This is a genomic window from Pseudonocardia sp. UM4_GMWB1, from assembly GCF_017312155.1.
Taxonomy (GTDB): domain Bacteria; phylum Actinomycetota; class Actinomycetes; order Mycobacteriales; family Pseudonocardiaceae; genus Pseudonocardia; species Pseudonocardia alni.
Window position 1 is genome coordinate 2117275 of record NZ_QJPN01000001.1, and the last position, 20182, is coordinate 2137456.

At 73.6% G+C, this 20182-nt stretch carries 20 protein-coding genes; 9 read left to right on the forward strand and 11 right to left on the reverse strand.

The window, feature by feature from the left end; translation table 11 throughout:
* Nucleotides 1–86: 86 nt before the first annotated feature.
* The 4 genes from DMP15_RS10320 (at nt 87) to DMP15_RS10335 (ending at nt 5455) form a co-directional block, all read left to right on the forward strand.
* On the forward strand, nt 87–767 hold the full coding sequence (locus DMP15_RS10320; RefSeq protein WP_337825767.1) for a hypothetical protein: 681 nt from the start codon (nt 87–89) through the stop codon (nt 765–767).
* Between the two features lie 518 nt (nt 768–1285).
* The gene (nrdR, locus tag DMP15_RS10325; protein WP_073577434.1) at nt 1286–1777 is read left to right on the forward strand and encodes a transcriptional regulator NrdR; all 492 of its coding nucleotides are present in this window, start codon (nt 1286–1288) and stop codon (nt 1775–1777) included.
* Between the two features lie 94 nt (nt 1778–1871).
* The gene (locus tag DMP15_RS10330) at nt 1872–4733 is read left to right on the forward strand and encodes a vitamin B12-dependent ribonucleotide reductase (protein WP_073577435.1); all 2862 of its coding nucleotides are present in this window, start codon (nt 1872–1874) and stop codon (nt 4731–4733) included.
* An 80-nt stretch (nt 4734–4813) separates the two neighbouring features.
* Nucleotides 4814–5455 (forward strand): hypothetical protein, encoded by a 642-nt coding sequence (locus tag DMP15_RS10335; protein WP_337825768.1) that lies wholly within the window; start codon nt 4814–4816, stop codon nt 5453–5455.
* Between the two features lie 13 nt (nt 5456–5468).
* Here DMP15_RS10335 and DMP15_RS10340 read toward each other — a convergent pair whose 3' ends face one another.
* Nucleotides 5469–6473 carry an alpha/beta fold hydrolase gene (locus tag DMP15_RS10340; RefSeq protein WP_337825769.1) on the reverse strand — a complete coding sequence of 335 codons (1005 nt, stop codon included), beginning with the start codon at nt 6471–6473 and terminating at the stop codon, nt 5469–5471.
* 110 nt (nt 6474–6583) lie between these two features.
* Between DMP15_RS10340 and DMP15_RS10345 the strand changes: the two genes are divergently transcribed.
* On the forward strand, nt 6584–7054 hold the full coding sequence (locus tag DMP15_RS10345; RefSeq protein ID WP_083658970.1) for an NUDIX domain-containing protein: 471 nt from the start codon (nt 6584–6586) through the stop codon (nt 7052–7054).
* Nucleotides 7055–7058: 4 nt separating this feature from the next.
* Here DMP15_RS10345 and DMP15_RS10350 read toward each other — a convergent pair whose 3' ends face one another.
* The 3 genes from DMP15_RS10350 to DMP15_RS10360 all read right to left on the reverse strand — a co-directional run bounded on the left by DMP15_RS10350 (nt 7059) and on the right by DMP15_RS10360 (nt 8322).
* Nucleotides 7059–7256 (reverse strand): hypothetical protein, encoded by a 198-nt coding sequence (locus tag DMP15_RS10350; RefSeq protein ID WP_161151404.1) that lies wholly within the window; start codon nt 7254–7256, stop codon nt 7059–7061.
* 86 nt (nt 7257–7342) lie between these two features.
* Nucleotides 7343–8095, reverse strand: coding sequence for a methyltransferase domain-containing protein (locus DMP15_RS10355; RefSeq protein ID WP_337825770.1), 753 nt, complete (start codon nt 8093–8095; stop codon nt 7343–7345).
* A gap of 14 nt (nt 8096–8109) precedes the next feature.
* On the reverse strand, nt 8110–8322 hold the full coding sequence (locus DMP15_RS10360; RefSeq protein WP_020623051.1) for a helix-turn-helix domain-containing protein: 213 nt from the start codon (nt 8320–8322) through the stop codon (nt 8110–8112).
* Nucleotides 8323–8552: 230 nt separating this feature from the next.
* On the opposite strand from DMP15_RS10360, the gene DMP15_RS10365 reads away from it, so the two are divergent.
* From DMP15_RS10365 to DMP15_RS10375, 3 genes are all read left to right on the forward strand, one after another.
* A complete protein-coding gene (locus tag DMP15_RS10365) occupies nt 8553–9629 on the forward strand; it encodes an MBL fold metallo-hydrolase (RefSeq protein ID WP_073577441.1) in 1077 nt (358 codons plus the stop codon).
* Between the two features lie 225 nt (nt 9630–9854).
* On the forward strand, nt 9855–10346 hold the full coding sequence (locus DMP15_RS10370) for a DUF3145 domain-containing protein (RefSeq protein ID WP_073577442.1): 492 nt from the start codon (nt 9855–9857) through the stop codon (nt 10344–10346).
* A 44-nt stretch (nt 10347–10390) separates the two neighbouring features.
* A complete protein-coding gene (locus DMP15_RS10375; RefSeq protein ID WP_073577443.1) occupies nt 10391–10936 on the forward strand; it encodes a hypothetical protein in 546 nt (181 codons plus the stop codon).
* 41 nt (nt 10937–10977) lie between these two features.
* Here the strand turns inward: DMP15_RS10375 and DMP15_RS10380 are convergent, their stop codons facing one another.
* The 5 genes from DMP15_RS10380 to DMP15_RS10400 all read right to left on the reverse strand — a co-directional run bounded on the left by DMP15_RS10380 (nt 10978) and on the right by DMP15_RS10400 (nt 16011).
* On the reverse strand, nt 10978–12225 hold the full coding sequence (locus DMP15_RS10380) for a beta-ketoacyl-[acyl-carrier-protein] synthase family protein (protein ID WP_062396635.1): 1248 nt from the start codon (nt 12223–12225) through the stop codon (nt 10978–10980).
* Between the two features lie 55 nt (nt 12226–12280).
* Nucleotides 12281–12523, reverse strand: a complete 243-nt coding sequence (locus tag DMP15_RS10385; protein WP_020623056.1) for an acyl carrier protein — start codon at nt 12521–12523, stop codon at nt 12281–12283.
* Nucleotides 12524–12577: 54 nt separating this feature from the next.
* On the reverse strand, nt 12578–13567 hold the full coding sequence (locus tag DMP15_RS10390; RefSeq protein ID WP_443217625.1) for a beta-ketoacyl-ACP synthase III: 990 nt from the start codon (nt 13565–13567) through the stop codon (nt 12578–12580).
* Nucleotides 13564–14487 (reverse strand): ACP S-malonyltransferase, encoded by a 924-nt coding sequence (locus DMP15_RS10395; protein ID WP_073577445.1) that lies wholly within the window; start codon nt 14485–14487, stop codon nt 13564–13566. Before DMP15_RS10395 ends, DMP15_RS10390 begins: the two co-directional genes overlap by 4 nt.
* Nucleotides 14488–14628: 141 nt before the next feature.
* Nucleotides 14629–16011, reverse strand: coding sequence for a PucR family transcriptional regulator (locus tag DMP15_RS10400; protein WP_073577446.1), 1383 nt, complete (start codon nt 16009–16011; stop codon nt 14629–14631).
* A 9-nt stretch (nt 16012–16020) separates the two neighbouring features.
* On the opposite strand from DMP15_RS10400, the gene DMP15_RS10405 reads away from it, so the two are divergent.
* Nucleotides 16021–16767, forward strand: coding sequence for a pirin family protein (locus DMP15_RS10405; RefSeq protein ID WP_073577447.1), 747 nt, complete (start codon nt 16021–16023; stop codon nt 16765–16767).
* A 92-nt stretch (nt 16768–16859) separates the two neighbouring features.
* Here DMP15_RS10405 and DMP15_RS10410 read toward each other — a convergent pair whose 3' ends face one another.
* Both DMP15_RS10410 and aceE read right to left on the reverse strand, forming a co-directional pair.
* A complete protein-coding gene (locus tag DMP15_RS10410) occupies nt 16860–17063 on the reverse strand; it encodes a cold-shock protein (RefSeq protein WP_073577448.1) in 204 nt (67 codons plus the stop codon).
* Nucleotides 17064–17289: 226 nt separating this feature from the next.
* Entirely contained in the window at nt 17290–20070 is a 2781-nt protein-coding gene (aceE, locus tag DMP15_RS10415; protein ID WP_100878356.1) for a pyruvate dehydrogenase (acetyl-transferring), homodimeric type, read from the reverse strand.
* Nucleotides 20071–20182 lie beyond the last annotated feature (112 nt).

Genomic DNA, 20182 nt, shown 5'->3' on the forward strand with positions numbered 1-20182 from the left:
TTCGACCGGGCTCGGGGAAGGGCCGGTCGGGAGCGGGGGAGACGAGACCCGCCCGGGGGACGGGCGGTCCGACGGCAGGAGGAACCATGCGAGAGCTCGACGAGCGGATCCGCGACCACGGCGCGGTCGGCTGCCTGACCGGCGCCCCGGCGCCCGGCACCCCCACCTCGCGCGCCCGGCGCGCCGCCCGGGAGCGGGTGCGGGCCGCCGACGGTCTCGCCGGTGTGGCCGGTGCCGGCCCGTCGGCCGCCGCGCGCGCGGCCCACCGGTGGGCGGCCCACGGGGCGCACGAGCGCGCACTGGCCGAGTCGGTGGCCCGTCATCCCGCCGCCCGTTCCCGGCGCGCTCCGGCGTCCGGTGCCCGAGGGGCCGGTGTCCCGGTGTCCGGTCCCGCCGGCGGTCCGAATCTCGCGGTCCGGACGCCCCGCTGCACCACCGCGGACCCGGCCCCGAGTGCGACGGCGACCCTGACGCGGCCCGCATCGACCCTGACGCGGCCCGCGCCGGCCGTGGCGCCGCCCCGTCCCCGGTCGGTGGCCGTGCCGGCACCGCGTACCGTCCGTCCGCCGTCCCGGCGCTGCCTGGTCCCGGCGCGGCCGCGCCCGGCCCGCAGCCGCGCCGGCGGGCGCCTGGAGCGGTTCCTCGCCGGGGTCGCGGCCCTGCTGTGCGCGACGACCGCGGTGGTGGCGCTCGGGCTGCTGGGCGACGCGGCGGCGGGCTGGAACGCCCCCGCGGCGGCCGTGCCGTCGATCGGCGCCGTGCGCTGACGTCGGCCGGCGCCGCGCAGCGCGACGCCGCACCCCGTGGTGCGCACGGTTGTGCGCTGCGGGCGGCCCGAGGTGGTGACGGTGCGGAGCGCCGGACGCGGTGTCGGCGGCGCATCGGGTGACGGCGTGCACGGGGGTGGTGCGCGGGTGTCGGACGTGGTCGCCGGGATGTCGCCGGGGGAGTCGGCGACGTGCCGCCGGGCGCGTCCGCAGGGCGTGTCCCCGCATCGGGTGGCCGCCGGTCGCGGTCCCTCCGGCGCGACGGGCGGCGCTGCCCGCGACGTTTCTCCGCGCCACCAGCGCCGATGCCCCGCTGCATGATCGTCGGCGACGGACCGGTCGCGGAACGTGGTGTGCGAGGCTCGGATCCCGATCGGGCGAAGCTCGGCGTGGCACCGGGCCCGGGATGGCGTACCCCTAGATGTAGGGGTTACATTGGTGTCGTTCCGCCACAGCTTGGGGGGACAGATTGCTGCGGAGAGTTTCCGGAACGTCACGGAAGAGGGGTGTGAGCGTCCATGCGCTGCCCGTTCTGCCGACACCCGGACTCCCGCGTGATCGACTCCCGGACCGCCGACGACGGGACCTGTACCCGCCGGCGCCGGTCCTGCACCTCGTGCGGACGACGGTTCACCACGGTCGAGGAGGCCGTGCTCGCCGTCGTCAAGCGCAGCGGGGTGACCGAGCCCTTCAGCCGGCAGAAGGTCGTCGGCGGGGTTCGGCGGGCGTGCCAGGGCCGGCCGGTCGACGAGGACGACCTGCAACAGCTCGCTCACCGGGTCGAGGAGACGGTGCGGGCGCGCGGGGCGGCGGAGCTTCCCAGCCACGAGGTCGGGCTGGCGATCCTCGGGCCGCTGCGTGAGCTCGACGAGGTCGCGTACCTGCGGTTCGCGAGTGTCTATCGGTCCTTCTCCTCCATCGAGGACTTCGAGAAGGAGATCGCCGACCTGCGTTCGGCGGCTGCCGGGGAAGCAGCCGACGACGAGGCCGGTCACCACCCGGGCGGCTGAGCGGCGCGTCGTCGTCGCCGGTCGTACCGGGAAGAGAGCCGTCCGCGCACCCCAGCGTGCGGGCGGAGAAGCGTCGGATGTGCGGAGGCAGTTCATGACCGAGACCGTCGGGGGCCCGACGACAGACACCGGTGACAGCGCGGCGGCCAAGCCGTCGCGTGGCCGCGGGAAGACCGGTGCCAAGCGCGCGCCCGGCCTGACCGTGCAGCGTGTCTTCACCACCGAAGGGGTCCACCCCTACGAGGAGGTGGAGTGGGAGCGCCGCGACGTCGTCATGACGAACTGGCGCGACGGCACCGTCAACTTCGAGCAGCGCGGCGTCGAGTTCCCGCGCAGCTGGTCGGTCAACGCCACCAACATCGTCACCAGCAAGTACTTCCGCGGCGCGGTGGGCTCGGACACCCGCGAGTCCAGCCTCAAGCAGCTCGTCGAGCGGGTCGTCGGCACCTACAAGCGGGCCGGTCTCGAGCACGGCTACTTCGCCACCGACGGCGACGCCGAGATCTTCGACCACGAGCTGACCTGGATGCTGATCCACCAGGTGTTCAGTTTCAACTCACCGGTGTGGTTCAACGTCGGGACCGCCAGCCCGCAGCAGGTCAGCGCCTGCTTCATCCTCTCGGTCGACGACACCATGGAGTCGATCCTGAACTGGTACCGCGAGGAGGGCCTGATCTTCAAGGGCGGCTCCGGTGCCGGCCTGAACCTCTCGCGCATCCGCTCGTCGAAGGAGTTGCTGTCCTCCGGCGGCACCGCCTCGGGCCCGGTCTCGTTCATGCGCGGTGCCGACGCCTCCGCGGGCACCATCAAGTCCGGCGGCGCCACGCGGCGCGCGGCGAAGATGGTCGTCCTCGACGTCGACCACCCCGACATCGAGGAGTTCGTCGAGACCAAGGCCAAGGAGGAGGCCAAGGTCCGCGTCCTGCGCGACGCCGGCTTCGACATGGACCTGGGCGGCTCCGACATCACCTCGGTGCAGTACCAGAACGCCAACAACTCCGTCCGCGTCACCGACGAGTTCATGCGCGCCGTCGAGGGGGGCACCGACTTCGGGCTGCGTGCCCGCATGACCGGTGAGGTCATCGAGCGCGTCGACGCCCGCAAGTTGTTCCGCGGCATCGCCGAGGCGGCCTGGAACTGCGCCGACCCCGGCATCCAGTACGACGGCACGATCAACGACTGGCACACCACTCCGGAGTCGGGGCGCATCAGCGCGTCGAACCCGTGCTCGGAGTACATGCACCTGGACAACTCCAGCTGCAACCTGGCGTCGCTGAACCTGCTGAAGTTCCTCGACTCCGACGACCGGTTCGACGCCCGGACCTTCGCCAAGGCCGTCGAGCTGATCATCACCGCGATGGACATCTCGATCTGCTTCGCGGACTTCCCGACCGAGCCGATCGCCGACACCACGCGCAGGTTCCGCCAGCTGGGCATCGGCTACGCCAACCTCGGCGCGCTGCTCATGGCGACCGGCCACGCCTACGACTCCGAGGGCGGCCGGGCGCTCGCCGGGTCCATCACCTCGCTGATGACCGGTGCCGCGTACAAGCGCTCCGCCGAGCTCGCCGGTGTCGTCGGCCCGTACGAGGGCTACGCCCGCAACGCCGAGTCCCACCAGCGCGTCATCCGCAAGCACGCCGCGGAGAACGACCGCATCCGCACCTTCGCCTCCAGCACCCCGGTGCAGAAGCTCGCCACCGAGGTCTGGAAGCAGTGCCAGGACATCGGGCAGGTCAACGGCTGGCGCAACGCGCAGGCGTCCGTGCTGGCCCCGACCGGCACGATCGGCCTGATGATGGACTGCGACACGACCGGCATCGAGCCGGACCTGGCGCTGGTCAAGTTCAAGAAGCTGGTCGGCGGCGGCTCCATGCAGATCGTCAACCAGTCGGTGCGCCGCGCCTTGGACAACCTCGGCTACCAGGCGGAGCAGGCCGAGGCGATCGTCGAGTACGTCGCCGAGCACGGCCACGTGGTCGACGCCCCGGGCATGAAGCCCGAGCACTACGAGGTGTTCGACTGCGCCATGGGCGACCGGACGATCGCCCCGATGGGCCACGTCCGCATGATGGCCGCCGCGCAGCCGTTCCTGTCCGGTGCCATCTCCAAGACGGTCAACATGCCCGAGCGGGCGAGCGTCGAGGACGTCGAGCGGATCTACCTCGAGGGGTGGCGCCTCGGCCTCAAGGCCCTGGCGATCTACCGCGACAACTGCAAGGTCGGCCAGCCGCTGTCCGCGGGCAAGGGCGGCGACACGAAGGCCGACGCCGAACCGGAGAAGCACGTCGTCGTCGAGCAGCGACCGGTTCGCAAGCGTCTGCCGAAGAAGCGGCCCAGCGAGACCGTGTCGTTCACCGTCGGTGGCGCCGAGGGCTACCTCACCGCCGGCAGCTACCCCGACGACGGCCTCGGCGAGATCTTCGTCAAGCTCGGCAAGCAGGGCTCGACCCTGGCCGGCGTGATGGACGCCTTCTCGATGTCGATCTCGGTGGGTCTGCAGTACGGCATCCCGCTGGAGTTCTACGTCTCGAAGTTCTCCAACCTGCGCTTCGAGCCTGCCGGGATGACCGACGACCCGGACGTGCGGATCGCGACCTCGGTGCTGGACTACCTGTTCCGCCGTCTGGCGCTGGACCACCTGCCGTACGAGAAGCGCGCCCAGCTGGGCATCTTCTCCTCCGACGAGCGGTCCGCCCAGGTCGAGAACGACTACGGCACCGGCGAGAAGCTCGACATGGAGGAGTTCCGCTCCTCCGTGCCGACGACCGAGGAGCGCAAGGAGACCGGTGTCGATCCGGCGCCGGTCGAGGTCGGCAGCTCCACCGAGCTGCTCGAGCTGCGTCTGGGCAAGGCCGCCGACGCTCCGCTGTGCATGACCTGCGGGACGAAGATGCGCCCCGCCGGGTCCTGCTACCTCTGCGAGGGCTGCGGCTCCACCAGCGGCTGCAGCTGAGCGACACCGCACCACACCGGGGCGGCTCCGACACCGGAGCCGCCCCGGCGCGTGTGGTGGAGGCAGGGATCGGGGACCACGTGACCGAGGACCGCACCGCGGAGGTGGCCGGGCGCCTCCGCGTCGACCCGCGGGTGCTCGCCGTACTCGTCGCCGCCCCGTGGCGCGCCGCGGACGGCCACGACACCGGGCCCGTCGCGGAGCCGGCGGGGGAGCGCGGGACCGTCTATGTCGGCGTCCCGTCCCCGGCGGAGCTGCGCGAGCTCGACCTGCCCGCAGACGGGCTGCGGCACTTCGGGCTGACCCCGGCCGACCTGCGTCGCGGCGGCTGGACCGACGCCGACCTGCGCTCGGCGAGGCTCCTCCCGCCCGGCGCGACGCCGGAACCGGTGGCCTGGTTCGTCGCCGGGGAGCCGCCGCAGCTGATGCTCGGGTTCGCCCCGGCGGGTCCGGTGCTGCTGGCCCGCCCGGAACCACGATGGGACGGCCACCTCCCGGTGCTGGACCCGGCGGACGCGGTGGAGGTGCCCGTCCTGCCCGGCTGCGACGACCCGGACGGCGACGCCGGGCTCGCCGTCCGCCAGGTGCGCGACGGTCTGCTGCGCCGGGCCCGGCGCCGGCTGACCCACTGCGTGATCTGCCTGCGGCCGGTGCACCGCGCCGCGACGACGCACGGCGCCTGCCACGGCTGTGCCGGCACCTGGCTGGGGTTCGTCTTCTGACCCCGGGCCCGGGTCAGGTCGCCGACACCGGTCCCGGCCGCGCCCCGGCGACGCCGGCGGGCGGGGGAGCGGGGCAGCGCAGCAGCTGACGCCACTGCTCCGGGCTCCACCGCGCCGGGTCGGTGGACCCCAGGAACTCCTCCAGCACCCCGACGAACCGGGCCGGGTCGCTGTGGTGCGGGAAGTGCCCGGCGTCGTCGAAGACCTCCAGCCTGCTGCCCGGCATCGCGGCGTGCGCGGTGCGGGCGTGCGCCAGCGGCACGACGTCCCGGGCGCCCCACACCAGCATGGTCGGCATCCCGCGGGTCAGGTAGCAGCGATCGAGCATGGTCACCACCTGCCCGCGCCAGTCGACGACGGCGCGCAGCGTCCGGATGAACGCCGTCCGCGACGTCGCGTCGGGCAGCGCGTCGACCAGCCGGAGCAGGTCGGCGGCGTCGCGGCCGAGGTCGGCCCCGACCAGACGCAGTGCGTCCAGGGCCCACCCGAGCTGCCACCGCAGCAGCGGCAGCTGCGAGGCCGCCAGCACCGCGTGCGCGCCGGGCAGGCTCACCGCGCGCAGCAGCGGCGTGACCTCCGGCCCCGCCCCGCCGGTGCCGACCAGCACGAGACGCTCGGTGCGTTCGGGGTACTGGTAGGCGAACTGCATGGCGACGCCGCCGCCGAGCGAGTGCCCCACCAGCGTCGCGCGGGGCACCCCGAGGACTCCGAGCAGGTCGCGGACCCCGTTGGCGTAGGCGGCGACGGAGTAGTCGGCGCGCGGCTTGTCCGAGTGCCCGTGTCCGAGCAGGTCCGGGGCGATCACCAGATGCCGCCGGGCCAGTGCGGGGAACACCGCCTCCCACGTCGCCGAGCTGTCGCCGATGCCGTGCACGAGCACGACCGCAGGCCCGGAGCCGGCCACCCGGAACGCCCGCCGGTAGCCGTGCACGGTGCGGAACCGCAGCTCCGAGTCCCGGGGCGGCACGACGCCGAGCCGGTCGCCGACCGGTGCCGGGCGCGAGGTGGGGGCCGCCATCCGCCGACGGTAGGACCGACGGGTTACCCCGGTGTTGCCGTCGGCGAACGGCGGCGTGGGCGCCGGGAGCGACGGTGGCGGATGGGGAGACGCGCCCTAGGGTCGACGGCGTGAGCGAGCGCTACCGGGTCGTCCCGGCGTCCTACGTCCTGCTGCTGCGCGGCACCGGTGAACGCACCGAGGTGCTGCTCCAGCTGCGTGCGGGCACCGGGTTCATGGACGGCCACTGGGCCGCCGCCGCGGCCGGGCACGTCGAGGCGGGCGAGGACGCGGCGGCCGCCGCGGTGCGCGAGGCCCACGAGGAGCTCGGCGTCACCGTCGATCCCGCCGACCTCGTCCCGCTGACCGCGGTGCACCGCACCCAGCGCAACGGGAACCCGGTCGACGAACGCGTCGACTTCTTCTTCACCTGCCGACGCTGGGCCGGCGAGCCACGTCGCGCCGAGGACGGGAAGACCGCGGGCCTGGACTGGTTCGCCCTCGCCGACCTGCCCGCCGACACGGTCCCGCACGAACGCGCGGTGCTCGAGGACCTGCGCGACGGCGGCGTCGCCGCGGTCCGCAGCCACGGCTTCCGGTAGCGGACTACTCCGGGTCGACGAGCTGGATCTCGATGGTGACGTCCGGGCTGTCGGTGTCGTCGGGGTCGACCGCCCAGTGCAGCACCCAGTCGACCTCGTAATCGTCGCGCCGCCGGCCGGGCGGGGCGAAGTTGACCCACTCGCCGGCCCGGGGCAGCGTCTGGAACAGGCGGACGAAGTCGGGCTGCTGCCCGATCCTCACCCGCGCGGTGATCGGTGTCTGTGACGACGGGGAGCCCACGGCCGCGATGCTGCCCGACCGGCTCCCCGCGCGCCACGCCCGCCGGCTCAGGGCCGGACGGCACCCAGGAACCAGCGGTCCACCGAGAACGGCTCGTCGCCGCAGGACGCGACGCCCGACGCCCACGCGTCGACGTCGGCCCGGGTGAGCCCGCACCGGCCCGGCGCGGCGTCGGCGACCATCTCCCGCAGCGCGGCGCCGTAGCCGGTGGAGGCCGGCCCGCGCATCGGCATCCGGCGCGTCCACTCCCCGTCGAACCCGGCGCGCTGCAGCAGCGGGCCCAGCTCGTAGGGCAGCCGCGACCGCGGCACCGTGGTGCACCATGCGTCGCGGATGCGGCGGTGCCGGTCCTGCCCGGGCCCGGGCCAGTGGAGCGAGGTCCAGTCCGTGTCCAGGACCAGCAGCCGCCCGCCCGGGCGCAGGACCCGGTACAGCTCGGCGACGGCCGCCGGCAGGTCCTCGAGGAACTCGAGCACCTGCAGACAGGCCACCGCGTCGTACGGCCCGCCGGGCAGCGAGCCCGGACCGGCCAGCGCGCGCTGCGTGACGACGGCCCGGGTGCCGCACCGGCGTCGCGCCAGCGTCACCATCACCGGGTCCGGGTCGACACCCGTGGCGCCCGGACCGACTGCCCGCGCGACCTCGTCAAGCAGCTGTCCCGGCCCGGCCCCGACGACCAGGATCTGCTCACCGGCCCGCGGATCCAGCAGCTCCAGGGTCCGCTCCCGTTCGGTGCACGCCTCGGCGGTGTCGTAGGTGTCCGCGACCCGCCGCGCGCTCGCGGCGTTGACCGGCAGCATTCCGGTTCCGTATCTCACCCGCCGGTGTAGCGCGCCGACTCGATCAACGCCTCCACCGACTCGGGTGGTACGCGGAACGAGCGTCCGAAGCGCACCGCGGGCAGCTCCCCGGAGTGCACCAGCCGGTACACCGTCATCCGGGAGACCCGCATCCGGTCCGCCACCTCCGCCACAGTGAGGAACGGCGCGTCCTGCCCGGACCGTTGCTCCGGGATCCCTGCCGCCATGCTGCGCCCCTCCTTCGCCGACCCGCCCCCAGGTCGACCTCTGATCACCGAACGCAGGGACGGTAGCGCGGATCGGACCACCCTCCCGGTGCGAACGTGTCCCACCCTCGGGTGGACTGTCCGAAAACTGTCGGCTCTCGGTGGCCGTCCGGATACGCGGAGTGATGATGTGACCCCGTGGAGGGTGCCGCGGGCCCGGACGCGCGTGCACGGTCATCTATCGTCGGGAGGTGACCGCCGCTCCCACCGTGACCGATGACGACCCGGACGGCGACTGGACCGCGCCGGGCGTGTTCCGCAGTGCCCCCGGCGTCTACCGGATCCCGTTGCCGCTGCCCCAGGACGGGCTGCGTGCCGTGAACGTGTACGCGCTCGCCGACGACACCGGCTGGACCCTGATCGACTCCGGCTGGGCGATCGACGAGGCCCGCGACCTGCTCGGCAAGGCGATGGCCGCGCTGGGCTCCGGTTTCGGCGACGTCCGTCGCTTCCTGGTCACCCACGCCCACCGGGACCACTACACCCTGGCCGCAGTGCTGCGCCGCGAGTACGGCACCCGCGTGCTGCTCGGCGCGGGGGAGCGGCCCAACCTGGAGGTCATCACCGATCCCGACCGCCCGCAGGGCGAGCCCGATCGGACCCGGCTGCTGCGTGCCGGTGCCGCCGGCCTGGTCGACGAGCTCGGCCGGGCCGGGCCGTGGCCGCGTCCGCTCCCCGAGGAGTGGGAGGCCCCGGACGAGTGGATCGCCGACCGTGCCGCCATCGCCGTCGCCGACCCGGCGGGTACCCGCACGCTGACCGCCGTGGAGACTCCGGGGCACACCCGCGGGCACCTCGTGTTCGCCGACGAGGCCCACGAGCTGCTGTTCGCCGGCGACCACGTGCTGCCCCGGATCACCCCGTCGATCGGCCTGCAGCCGTCGCCGGTGGCGAGCCCGCTCGGGCAGTTCCTCGACTCGCTGCGCCTGGTCCGGTCCCGGCCGGACGCGACCCTGCTGCCCGCACACGGCCCGGTGGGTGGCAGCGCGCACGTCCGCACCGACGAGCTGCTGGCCCACCACGACGTCCGACTCGCCCAGTGCCGCGACGCCGTCGCCGCGGGCCACCCGACGGCCGACGCCGTCGCCCGGGTCCTGCGCTGGACCCGGCGGGAACACCGGCTGGAGGACATGGACCTGTTCAACCGGACCCTCGCGGTCCTGGAGACCGGGGCGCACCTCGACGTGCTCGCCGACCTCGGCGAGCTGCGCCGGACCGAGGTTCCCGACGCCGCCACCGGGGTCGCCGTCGCCATCTACACCGCCTGACCCGCGCGCCGGGCCGCGACACGCCGGGCGCCGTTCACCCGGTCGTCGTGTCGGGGTGGCTCCCCGGAGCGGAATCGGGCAGAGTGAGGCCACTGAAGGCCACTCACGCCACGGAGGTCACCACACCCACATCCAGCACATCAGTACCGCGGGTCCGAGCACCGGCCGCGCTGCGCCGAGGACGTAGGGGAAGACGATCCTCGTCGACGACAGCGGAGGTTGGCAGTGAGCACACGCGGAGTGGTGTTCGTCCACTCGTCGCCGACTGCGGTCTGTCCGCACGTCGAGTGGGCGCTCTCGGGCGTTCTCGGAACGCGGGTCTCCCTCGAGTGGTCCGCGCAGCCGGTGGCGTCCGGTCAGATGCGGGCCGAGTGCACCTGGAGCGGTCCCGCCGGTAGCGGCGGAGCTCTCGCGGGGGCGCTGAGGGCCTGGTCGATGCTGCGGTTCGAGGTGACCGAGGAACCGAGCCCCGGCGTGGACGGGGAGCGGTTCATGCACGTCCCCGGCCTCGGCATGTGGCGCGGGCGCACCAGCGCCAACGGTGACGTCGTGTTGCCCGAGGACCAGCTGCGCACGGTCATGGCCGAGCACGGTGGCGCCGGGCTGTCCCGGCGTCTCGACCAGCTGCTGGGCACGGCCTGGGACGACGAGCTGGAGTCCTTCCGCTTCGCCGGCGACGGCGCGGCGGTGACACTGCTGACCCACCGGGTCGGCTGAGCCGAGCCGGGCCGGGCACACTGTCGTCCCATGGGGGGCGAGGAATGAACGGCCGGGCCGCGATCACGGTCGGCGTCCTGCTGGTGGCGCTCGTGGCCGTCGGCGGTGTCGCGTGGACGGTGTCCGGGACGACCCGTTCCGGCGTCGCCCCCGCCTCCGCGCCGCAGACCGTGCCCGACAGCGGCGCGGGCAGCAGCGAGGTGACCATCAGCGCGGGCGCGGCCGAGCATCCGGCCGCCCAGCTGGTGATGCAGCAGGTGCAGCTCTACTTCAACGCCGTCAACGGCCGCGACCATGCGACCTGGGCCCGCGTGGTGAACCCCGAGACCGCCGACCGGCAGCCCCGCGAGACGTGGCTGGAGGGGATCGGCTCCACCACCGACGGCACCATCCGCATCGACCGGATCGACTCCGCGACCGGCGGCGCTGTACTCGCCCTGGTGCGCTTCATCAGCGTCCAGGACCCGAACGACGGCCCGCCCGGCCTGCACGTCGGCCGGATCTGCTGGCAGATCGCCTTCCCGATGGCGGGCTCGCCGCCGCGGATGGACGTCGGCAACCCCGACGGGATCCTGCGCGCCCCCTGCTGAGCGGGCGTGCGGGTCCCCGGCCGGGGACCCGCACGGAACCGTCAGGCCTTGGTGAACACCAGCGAGGCGTTGTGCCCGCCGAAGCCGAACGAGTTGTTGACGGCGGCGTCCACGGTCATCTTCCGCGGCTCACCGGCGACGACGTCCAGCTCGACCTTCGGGTCCTTGTCGGTCAGGTTGAGCGTCGCGGGGACGATGTCGTCGCGCACGCTGAGCAGCGCGATGATCCCCTCGACGGCCCCGGCCCCGCCCACGAGGTGCCCGAGCGCCGACTTCGGTGCGGTGAGCACCGGGTGGTCGCCGAACGCCCGTTTCACGGCGGTCGCCTCGCCCACGTCGCCGACCACCGTGGAGGTGGCGTGGCAGTTGACGTGGACGATGTCGGAGGCGGTCAGACCGGCCCCGGCCACGGCCTTCTGCATCGCCCGGATCTGGCCCTCGCCCTCGGGGTCGGGCCCGGTGATGTGGTACGCGTCGGACGTCAGACCGATCCCGGCGAGGCGGCCGTGCACGGTGGCGCCGCGGGCCTTGGCGAACTCCTCGCGCTCGAGCACGAGCACGCCCGAGCCCTCACCGAGGACGAAGCCGTCCCGCCCGGTGTCGAACGGCCGGGAAGCCCGCTCCGGGTCGTCGTTGCGGGTGGACAGCGTCCGCGACTGCACGAACCCGGCCACGGTGATCGGCACGATGCAGGACTCGGCGCCGCCCGCGAGGACGACGTCGACCTCCCCGTCGCGCAGCAGCTTGTAGGCCCAGGCCAGTGCCTCGGCGCCGGTGGCGCACGCCGAGGCGGGGGAGTGCACCCCGCCCTTGGCCTTGTACTCCAGGCTCACCAGCGCGGCCGGACCGTTGGGCATGAGCATCGGCACGGTCAGCGGCGAGACCTTGCGCAGCCCGTGCTCCTCGAGCAGGTCGTCCTGCGCGAGCAGCGTCGGCGCGCCGCCGATGCCGGCGCCGATGACGACGGCGAGCCGCTCCGCCTCGACCGCGGCCCCGTCCTCGCCGGGGATCGCGCCGAGCCCGGCGTGCGCCCAGGCCTCCTTGGCGGCCACCATCGCGACCTGCTCGCACCGGTCCATCCGGCGGGCCTGCACGCGGGGCAGGACCTCGGTGGGCTCCACGGCGAGCTGGGCCGAGATGGACACCGGCAGGTCGAACCGCTCGGTCCAGTCGGCCCGGGTGGTTCCCACCCCGGACTTCCCGGCGAGCAGCGCCTCCCAGGTGGAGGCGGCGTCCCCGCCGAGCGGGGTGGTGGCCCCGAAACCGGTGACGACCACTCCGTCGGTCATGACGTCTCCTTCTCCCCGGCGGACAGCGCTACCGGTGCGTGCCCGCCGGTACGGGTCACTGGTGCTTGGCGATGAAGTCGACGGCGTCGCCGACGGTCTTCAGCTCGGCGAGCTGGTCGTCCGGGATCTTGGCGCCGAACTTGTCCTCGGCCTGCACGGCGATCTCCACCATCGACAGCGAGTCGATGTCCAGGTCGTCCACGAAGGACTTCTCGGGTGTCACCTCGGCGGTGTCGATGCCGGCGACCTCCTCGACGATCTCGGCCAGCCCGGTGAGGATCTCGGCGTTGTCAGCCACGATGGTTCTCCTTGCGCGGTGGATGGGTGCGGGTGCCAGGTCTCCGGTGCCCCGTCAGGGGCAGACGACGACCTGTCCGGCGTAGGACAGTCCTGCGCCGAAGCCTACGAGGAGCAGCACGTCGCCGGACCGTACCCGGCCGGCCGTGCGCATGTGGTCCAGCGCCATCGGGATGGACGCGGACGAGGTGTTGCCGGAGTGCACGATGTCGTCGGCGACGACCATGTCCTCCCGGGCGCCGTGGCGGCGCAGCTTCTTCGCGATCGCCTCGACGATGCGCAGGTTCGCCTGGTGCGGGATGAGCACGTCGATGTCGGCGGGGGTGAGCCCGGCCCGCTCGACGGCGTCCAGCGCGACGGGGGAGATCGCCGTCGTCGCCCACCGGAAGACCGCCTGGCCCTCCTGGTGCAGCTTGTTCGTGGTCTCACCGAGGATCCGGATGGTCGACGCGTGGTCGCCCGCGCTGCCCCAGCTGACCGGGCCGACGCCCACCTCGTCCTCGCCGTCCGCCGGTCCCAGCAGGGCGGCGCCCGCGCCGTCGGCGAAGATGATGCAGGTCGAGCGGTCGTCCCAGTCGACCCAGTCCGAGAGCTTCTCGGCGCCGATGACCAGCACGTGCCGGGCCGAACCGGCCCGGATCATGTCCGAGGCGACGGCCGTGGCGTAGCTGAAGCCGGCGCAGGCCGCGTTGAGGTCGAACGCGGCGACGCCGTTCGCGCCCAGGCCGGTCGCCACCTGGGCGGCGGCGTTCGGGATCGGGTTGGGCATCGTGCAGGTCGCAACGATCACGGCGTCGAGCGCGGCCGGGTCGAAGCCGGCGTCGGTCAGCGCCGCTGCCCCGGCCGCCGTCGCCATGGACGTCAGCGACGTGTCGGCGTCGGCGATCCGGCGCTCGGCGATCCCGACGCGGCTGCGGATCCACGCGTCGTCGGTCTCGACCCGCTTCTCCAGGTCGGCGTTGGTGACCACGTGCTCGGACTGCCAGCTGCCGAGGCCCAGGAAACGGGCCCCCGCGACGGTCGGGGTCGCTCGCATGGGGCTCACTTCCCGTGCTCGGAGATCAGGTCGACGGCGGCGTCGAGCTGCTCGGGGGTCTTGAGCGCCAGCGTCGGGGTGCCCTTGACGGCGCGCTTGACCAGCCCGGTCAGCGTCGCGCCCGGGGGCAGCTCGAGGGTCGCACCGGTCCCGCGGTCCGCGAGGGTCTGCATGCAGGCGTCCCAGCGGACCGGCCGGGTGACCTGCGCGACGAGCCGGCGCAGCGCCTCGGCGCCGGTGTCGACGGTCGCGCCGTCGGCGTTGGACAGCAGCGTGAGCGTCGGGTCCGACACCGGCACCGACGACGCGTGGCTCTCCAGCGCGGCACGCGCGGGCTCCATGTGCGCGGTGTGGAACGCCCCGGCGACCGGGAGCTCCTTGACCCGTGCCTTCTCCGGAGGCGACGCGACCAGCTCGGTGATCGCCTCCTTCGCCCCGGCGGCGACGATCTGGCCGGCCCCGTTGCGGTTGGCCGGGTCGAGACCCAGCTCGGCGAGGCGGGCCAGCACGACCTCCTCCTCGCCGCCGAGCACGGCGGCCATCGACGTCGGCGCGACGGCGCAGGCGGCGGCCATCTCACGGCCGCGGACCCCGGCGAGGGCGACGGCGGCGTCCTCGGTCAGCACGCCCGCGATCGCGCAGGCGGTGATCTCGCCGATCGAGTGCCCGGCGACGACGGTCCCGGACGGCAGCTCGACCCGCTCTCGCAGGCGGTGCGCGGCCAGCAGGCCCAGGGTGACGATCAACGGCTGGGTGACCGCGGTGTCGGTGATCTCCTCGGCGTCGGCGGTGGTGCCGAGACGCACCAGGTCGAGCCCGACGGCGTCGGACCAGCCGGCCACGGCCTCCGCCGCGGCCGGGTCCTCCAGCCACGGAGCGAGCATGCCGGGGGTCTGGGCCCCCTGGCCGGGTGCGAGCAGGGCGATCACGGGGATATCACACACCTCTCGGGGGCGGCGCCGGGATACCGGTTACGACGAAGTCGGACCACCGAAGTTGTAGGAAACCTACGAACCACAGGTGTGACCGGGGCCTCGTTACCGATCCGTAGGGGCCGGTGTTTGTAGGGTTCACGACAACGCCCCGCCCACCGGGACACGGACGCCGTCGACCTCCTGATCATGCTCCCCGGTCGGGTCCAGAGGAGTCAGCGGGGTGTGCGCGGCGACGGCCGGGCCGTCGGACGCGCGGGCGGTGCGGTCGGCGACGAGCGCGGCGCGCAGCACGAACGCCTCCCGCGGGTCGGTGGGGGAGCGCCCGACGAGCTCGCCGATACGGCGCAGGCGGTAGCGCACCGTGTTGGGGTGCACGTAGAGCGCGCGGGCGCAGCCCTCCAGGCTCGCCCCGCCCTCCAGGTACGCGGCCAGGGTGCGCAGCAGCTCGCCACCGGTGTCGTGGAGCGGGGCGAGGACGTCCTCGGCGAGCCGGCGCCGCGCGGCCGGGTCGCCGTGCAGCGCGCGCTCGGGCAGCAGGTCGGCGGCGTCGACCGGGCGCGGGGCGTCGGGGTGGCCGGGGGCGGCGGCCAGCCCGGCCAGTGCCTCGGCGACAGCGGCACCCGCGGTGGCCAGGTCGGTGCTGGGCGGGCCGGAGACGACCGGTCCGGGCCCGAAGCGCGCCGCAACCTCGGCGAGCACCCGCGCGGTGACCGCGCTCGTCCCCGGGGCCGGCCCGGGCCCGGTCGGCGCCGCACGTGCCGAGGTGGTCTCGGCGAGCCGGTCGGCGACCCGGCGCGCGGGCCGCCCGGTCAGATGCAGCAGGACCACCAGCCGTCGCCCCTGGACGCCGACGAGCACGTCGTGGCCGAGCCGCGCGGCGACCCGGCGCAGCTCCACGATCAGCTGCGGGGACTCGGGGCCGGAGCCGGGGGCGGAGCCGACCAGGCAGTGCACCGGGGCGGCGGGGTCCCAGCCGAGCGCGGCGGCCCGGGACACGAGCGCGCCGTCGGTGTCACCGCGCAGCACGGCGTCGACGACGAGCGCCTCCAGCCGGGCGTCCCAGGCGCCGCGGGACTCCGCGGCGCCGGCGTACACGGTGGCGGCGGCGAAGGCGATCTCCCGGCCGAAGCGCAGCACGGCCTCGGTGAGCTCGTGGCGCTCGGTGCCGTCGTCGGCGAGCGGGGGCAGGTGCTCCTCGAACACGTCCGCGGCGATACGCACCAGCTCGACGGTCTGGCGCAGGCTGATCCTCCGCGCCAGGTCGCGCGGCGCGATCCGGAACGCCTCGGCGGTGAGCGGGGTGGTGCGGGCGGGCTCGCGCAGCCAGGACACGAAGTTCGCGACGCCGGTCTGGGTCACCAGCGCCACGCCCGCGCGCTGGTCGGCGGGCAGCCCCGCGAACCACGGGCAGCGCCGCTCCATCTCCGCCAGGCATGCCGCGGCCAGCCGGGACGAGGCGAGCTCGAGGCGGCGCAACGTCGCGTCCGCGACCGGGTGGCGGTGCACGTCGGGCAGCATGACACGACGATGGACGCACCCACAGGACACGTCACGCTGTACCGCTCCGGCTCGCGGGCGCGCACGGAGACCGGCTGGCTCGACTCGCGGCACAGCTTCTCCGCCGGGGCGCACTACGACCCGGCCAACACCCACTTCGGGTTGCTGCTGCTGCACAACGAGGACCGGCTCGTCCCGGGGCGCGGCTACGACGAGCACCCGCACCGCGACACCGAGATCCTCACCTGGGTCCTCGACGGCGAGCTGGAACACCGCGACAGCACCACCGGGCGGACCGCACGGGTCGGGCCGGGCGGGGTGCAGTACCTGGGCGCAGGGTCGGGGGTGCGGCACTCCGAGCACGCGACGCCGGACGGGGGCGTGCGGTTCGTGCAGATGTGGGTGGTGCCCGAGGAACCGGGCGGAGACCCGCGCCACCTCGTGCGTGCGGCGGACGCGGGGGAGCGCAGGGACACGGTCGTCCTGGCCTCGGGCCTGGAACGGCACCGTGAGGCGACCCTGCTGCCGCTGCGTCAGCGCGCGGCGGCCCTGTCGGTGGCACGGCTCGCGCCGGGGGCGGCGACGGAGCTGCCGACCGCCCCGTTCGTGCACGCCTTCGTGGCACGTGGGGGCGCGACGCTGGAGGACGTGCCCGGTGACGAGCTCGGTACGGGCGACGCGGCCAGGATCGTCGACGACGGCGGCCGGCGGATCACCGCCGGACCGGACGGGGCCGAGATCCTGGTGTGGGAGATGCACGCGGCGCTGGGGTGGTGACACCCGGGCGCCGCGGAACCGGCCGGGGCACGCGGGGCCTCGGCCGTGACGGTCTGCTGCCGGTCACCACGACGGACGGGTGACCGGACGGCTCAGAGCGGTGTGACCCCGCTGGCCTGCGGCCCCTTCTGCCCCTGCTCGATGTCGAACGACACGCGCTGCCCCTCGTCGAGGCTCTTGTAGCCGTTCGTCTGGATTGCCGAGTAGTGCACGAACACGTCCGCACCACCACCGTCGGGGGCGAGGAAGCCGTAGCCCTTCTCGCTGTTGAACCACTTGACGGTGCCTTCTGCCATTCCTGCTCCCTGGAGATCATCGGCCCGGAGCACCTCGCCCCGGGACCGCTGGCCAGCGACGCACACGGTCGACGCCCTGGTCAGGACGGCGAGTCGCGAGGACGAGTGATCACCGCCACCGCCGTCGCGCGGAGCCTATCGTGATCTGCGTCGCCCTGGGAGGGGCGAAAATCGGCGACGGCCCGCCGCCCCGTGCGGGGCGGCGGGCCGTCGTGTGCCGGTGGGGTCAGGCGGCCCCGCCGTCGCCGATCTGCGGGCCGGCGGCCTGCGGGTCGTCGATCTTGTAGCCGGCCGCGGCCTCGGCCGCGGTCTCGGTCTTCACCAGGCCCTGCTTGGCCAGCACCGAGAGCGCGCCGACGACGATCGACTCGGCGTCGACCGCGAAGTGGCGGCGCACGGCCGGACGGGTGTCGGACAGGCCGAACCCGTCGGTGCCCAGCGACAGGAACGGCGCCGGGGACCACTGGCGGATCTGGTCGGGGACCGCACGCATCCAGTCCGAGACCGCCACGACCGGGGCGTCGCCGTGCTCGCCGTCGCCCAGCTTCTGGGTCACGTACGGCACGACCGGCTCGTCACCGGGCTTGAGCAGGTTGGCGTGCTCGGCCTCGACGCCGTCGCGGCGCAGCTCACCCCAGGACGTCACCGACCAGACCTCGGCACGGACGTCCCACTCGTCGGCCAGCATCTTCTGCGCGGTCAGCGCCCACGGCAGCGAGACCCCGGAGGCGAGCAGCCGCACCACGGGGCCGTTGCCCTCGGGCGCGGCGGCGAAGCGGTGCATCCCGCGCAGGATGCCCTCGCGGTCCACGTCCTCCGGCTCGGCCGGCTGGCGGTAGGGCTCGTTGTAGACCGTCAGGTAGTAGATGACGTTCTCGGGCTTCTCACCGACCATCCGGCGCAGCCCGTCCTGGACGATGTGCGCGACCTCGAAGGAGAACGCCGGGTCGTAGGCGACGACCGCCGGGTTGGTCGCCGCCAGCAGCAGCGAGTGCCCGTCGTTGTGCTGCAGCCCCTCACCGGTCAGCGTCGTGCGGCCCGCGGTGGCGCCGACGAGGAAGCCGCGGGCCATCTGGTCCGAGGCGGCCCAGATCGAGTCGCCGGTCCGCTGGAAGCCGAACATCGAGTAGAAGATGTAGACCGGGATCATCGGCTCGTCGTGCGTGGCGTACGACGTGCCCGCCGCGGTGAACGACCCGACCGAACCGGCCTCGTTGATGCCCTCGTGCAGGATCTGGCCCTGCTCGGACTCCTTGTAGGCGAGCATCAGGTCCGCGTCGACCGAGGTGTAGTTCTGGCCGTTCGGGTTGTAGATCTTCTGGCTCGGGAACATCGAGTCCATACCGAAGGTACGGGCCTCGTCCGGGATGATCGGCACGAAGCGCGGGCCGATCTCCTTGTCCTTGATGAGCTCGCGCAGCAGCCGGACGAACGCCATCGTCGTGGCGACCTCCTGCTTGCCGGAGCCCTTCTTGACGAAGTCGTAGACCTTGTCGCCGGGGAGCACCAGCGGCTTGCCGGTGGTCCGGCGCGACGGCAGCGGCCCGCCCAGCTGGCGACGGCGCTCCCGCAGGTACTGGATCGCCTCGTCCTTCTCGCCGGGGTGGTAGTACGGCGGCAGGTACGGGTCGGCCTCGAGCTGCTTGTCCGAGATCGGGATGCGCTGCTCGTCGCGGAACTGCTTGAGGTCGTCGAGCGTGAGCTTCTTCATCTGGTGGGTGGCGTTGCGGCCCGCGAAGTGCGTGCCCAGGCCGTAGCCCTTGATGGTCTTGGCCAGGATGACGGTCGGCTGGCCGTGGTGCGCGGTCGCGGCGGCGTAGGCCGCGTGCACCTTGCGGTAGTCGTGCCCGCCGCGCTTGAGCTTCCAGATCTCGGCGTCGCTCATCGGGTCGACGAGCGCCTTGGTCCGCGGGTCCCGGCCGAAGAAGTGGTCGCGGACGTAGGCGCCGTCGTTGGCCTTGTAGGTCTGGAAGTCGCCGTCCGGCGTGGTGTTCATCAGGTTGATCAGCGCGCCGTCACGGTCGCCGTGCAGCAGCGAGTCCCACTCGCGGCCCCAGATGACCTTGATGACGTTCCAGCCGGCGCCCCGGAAGAACGCCTCCAGCTCCTGGATGATCTTGCCGTTGCCCCGGACCGGACCGTCGAGGCGCTGCAGGTTGCAGTTGACGACGAAGTTCAGGTTGTCCAGGCCCTCGTTGGCCGCGACGTGGATCAGGCCGCGCGACTCGGGCTCGTCCATCTCGCCGTCGCCGAGGAAGGCCCACACCTGCTGCTGCGAGGTGTCCTTGAACCCGCGGTCGCCCAGGTAGCGGTTGAACCGCGCCTGCATGATCGCGTTCATCGGCCCGATGCCCATCGAGACCGTGGGGAACTCCCAGAAGTCCGGCATCAGGCGCGGGTGCGGGTACGACGGCAGGCCGCCGCCCGGGCCGGCGTGGCTGAGCTCCTGGCGGAAGCCGTCGAGCCGGTCCTCCGACAGCCGCCCCTCGAGGAAGGCGCGGGCGTAGATGCCGGGGGAGGCGTGGCCCTGGATGTAGATCTGGTCGCCGCCGCCGGGGTGCTCCTTGCCACGGAAGAAGTGGTTGAAACCGACCTCGTAGAGCGTCGCCGAGGAGGCGTAGGACGAGATGTGCCCACCGACACCGATGCCCGGGCGCTGCGCGCGGTGCACGGTCATCGCGGCGTTCCAGCGCAGCCAGCGCCGGTAGGTGCGCTCGACGTCCTCGTCGCCGGGGAACCACGGCTCGCGGTCGGTCGGGATGGTGTTGACGTAGTCCGTCGCGGTCAGCGACGGGACGCCCACGTGCTTCTCACGGGCGCGCTGCAGCATCGTCAGCATGAGGTAGCGGGCGCGCTGCTGCCCGGCGTTGTCCAGGACCGCGTCCAGGGAGTCCAGCCACTCGGCCGTCTCCTCGGGGTCGATGTCCGGCAGGTGGGCGGCCAGCCCGTCCCGGATGACGTTGACGCGGCGCTTGTCGTCGCCGGGCGTGCTGCTCTGCGCGGTCAAGGGTTCTCCCTGCCTGATTCCGTCGGTGGCCGGGATCGCCCGGCCCTGTCTTTCCGCCGCCGGCTGTGGGGCGACGTCGCCGGCCGGACTCGACGGTCGTGGCCGTGGCTCG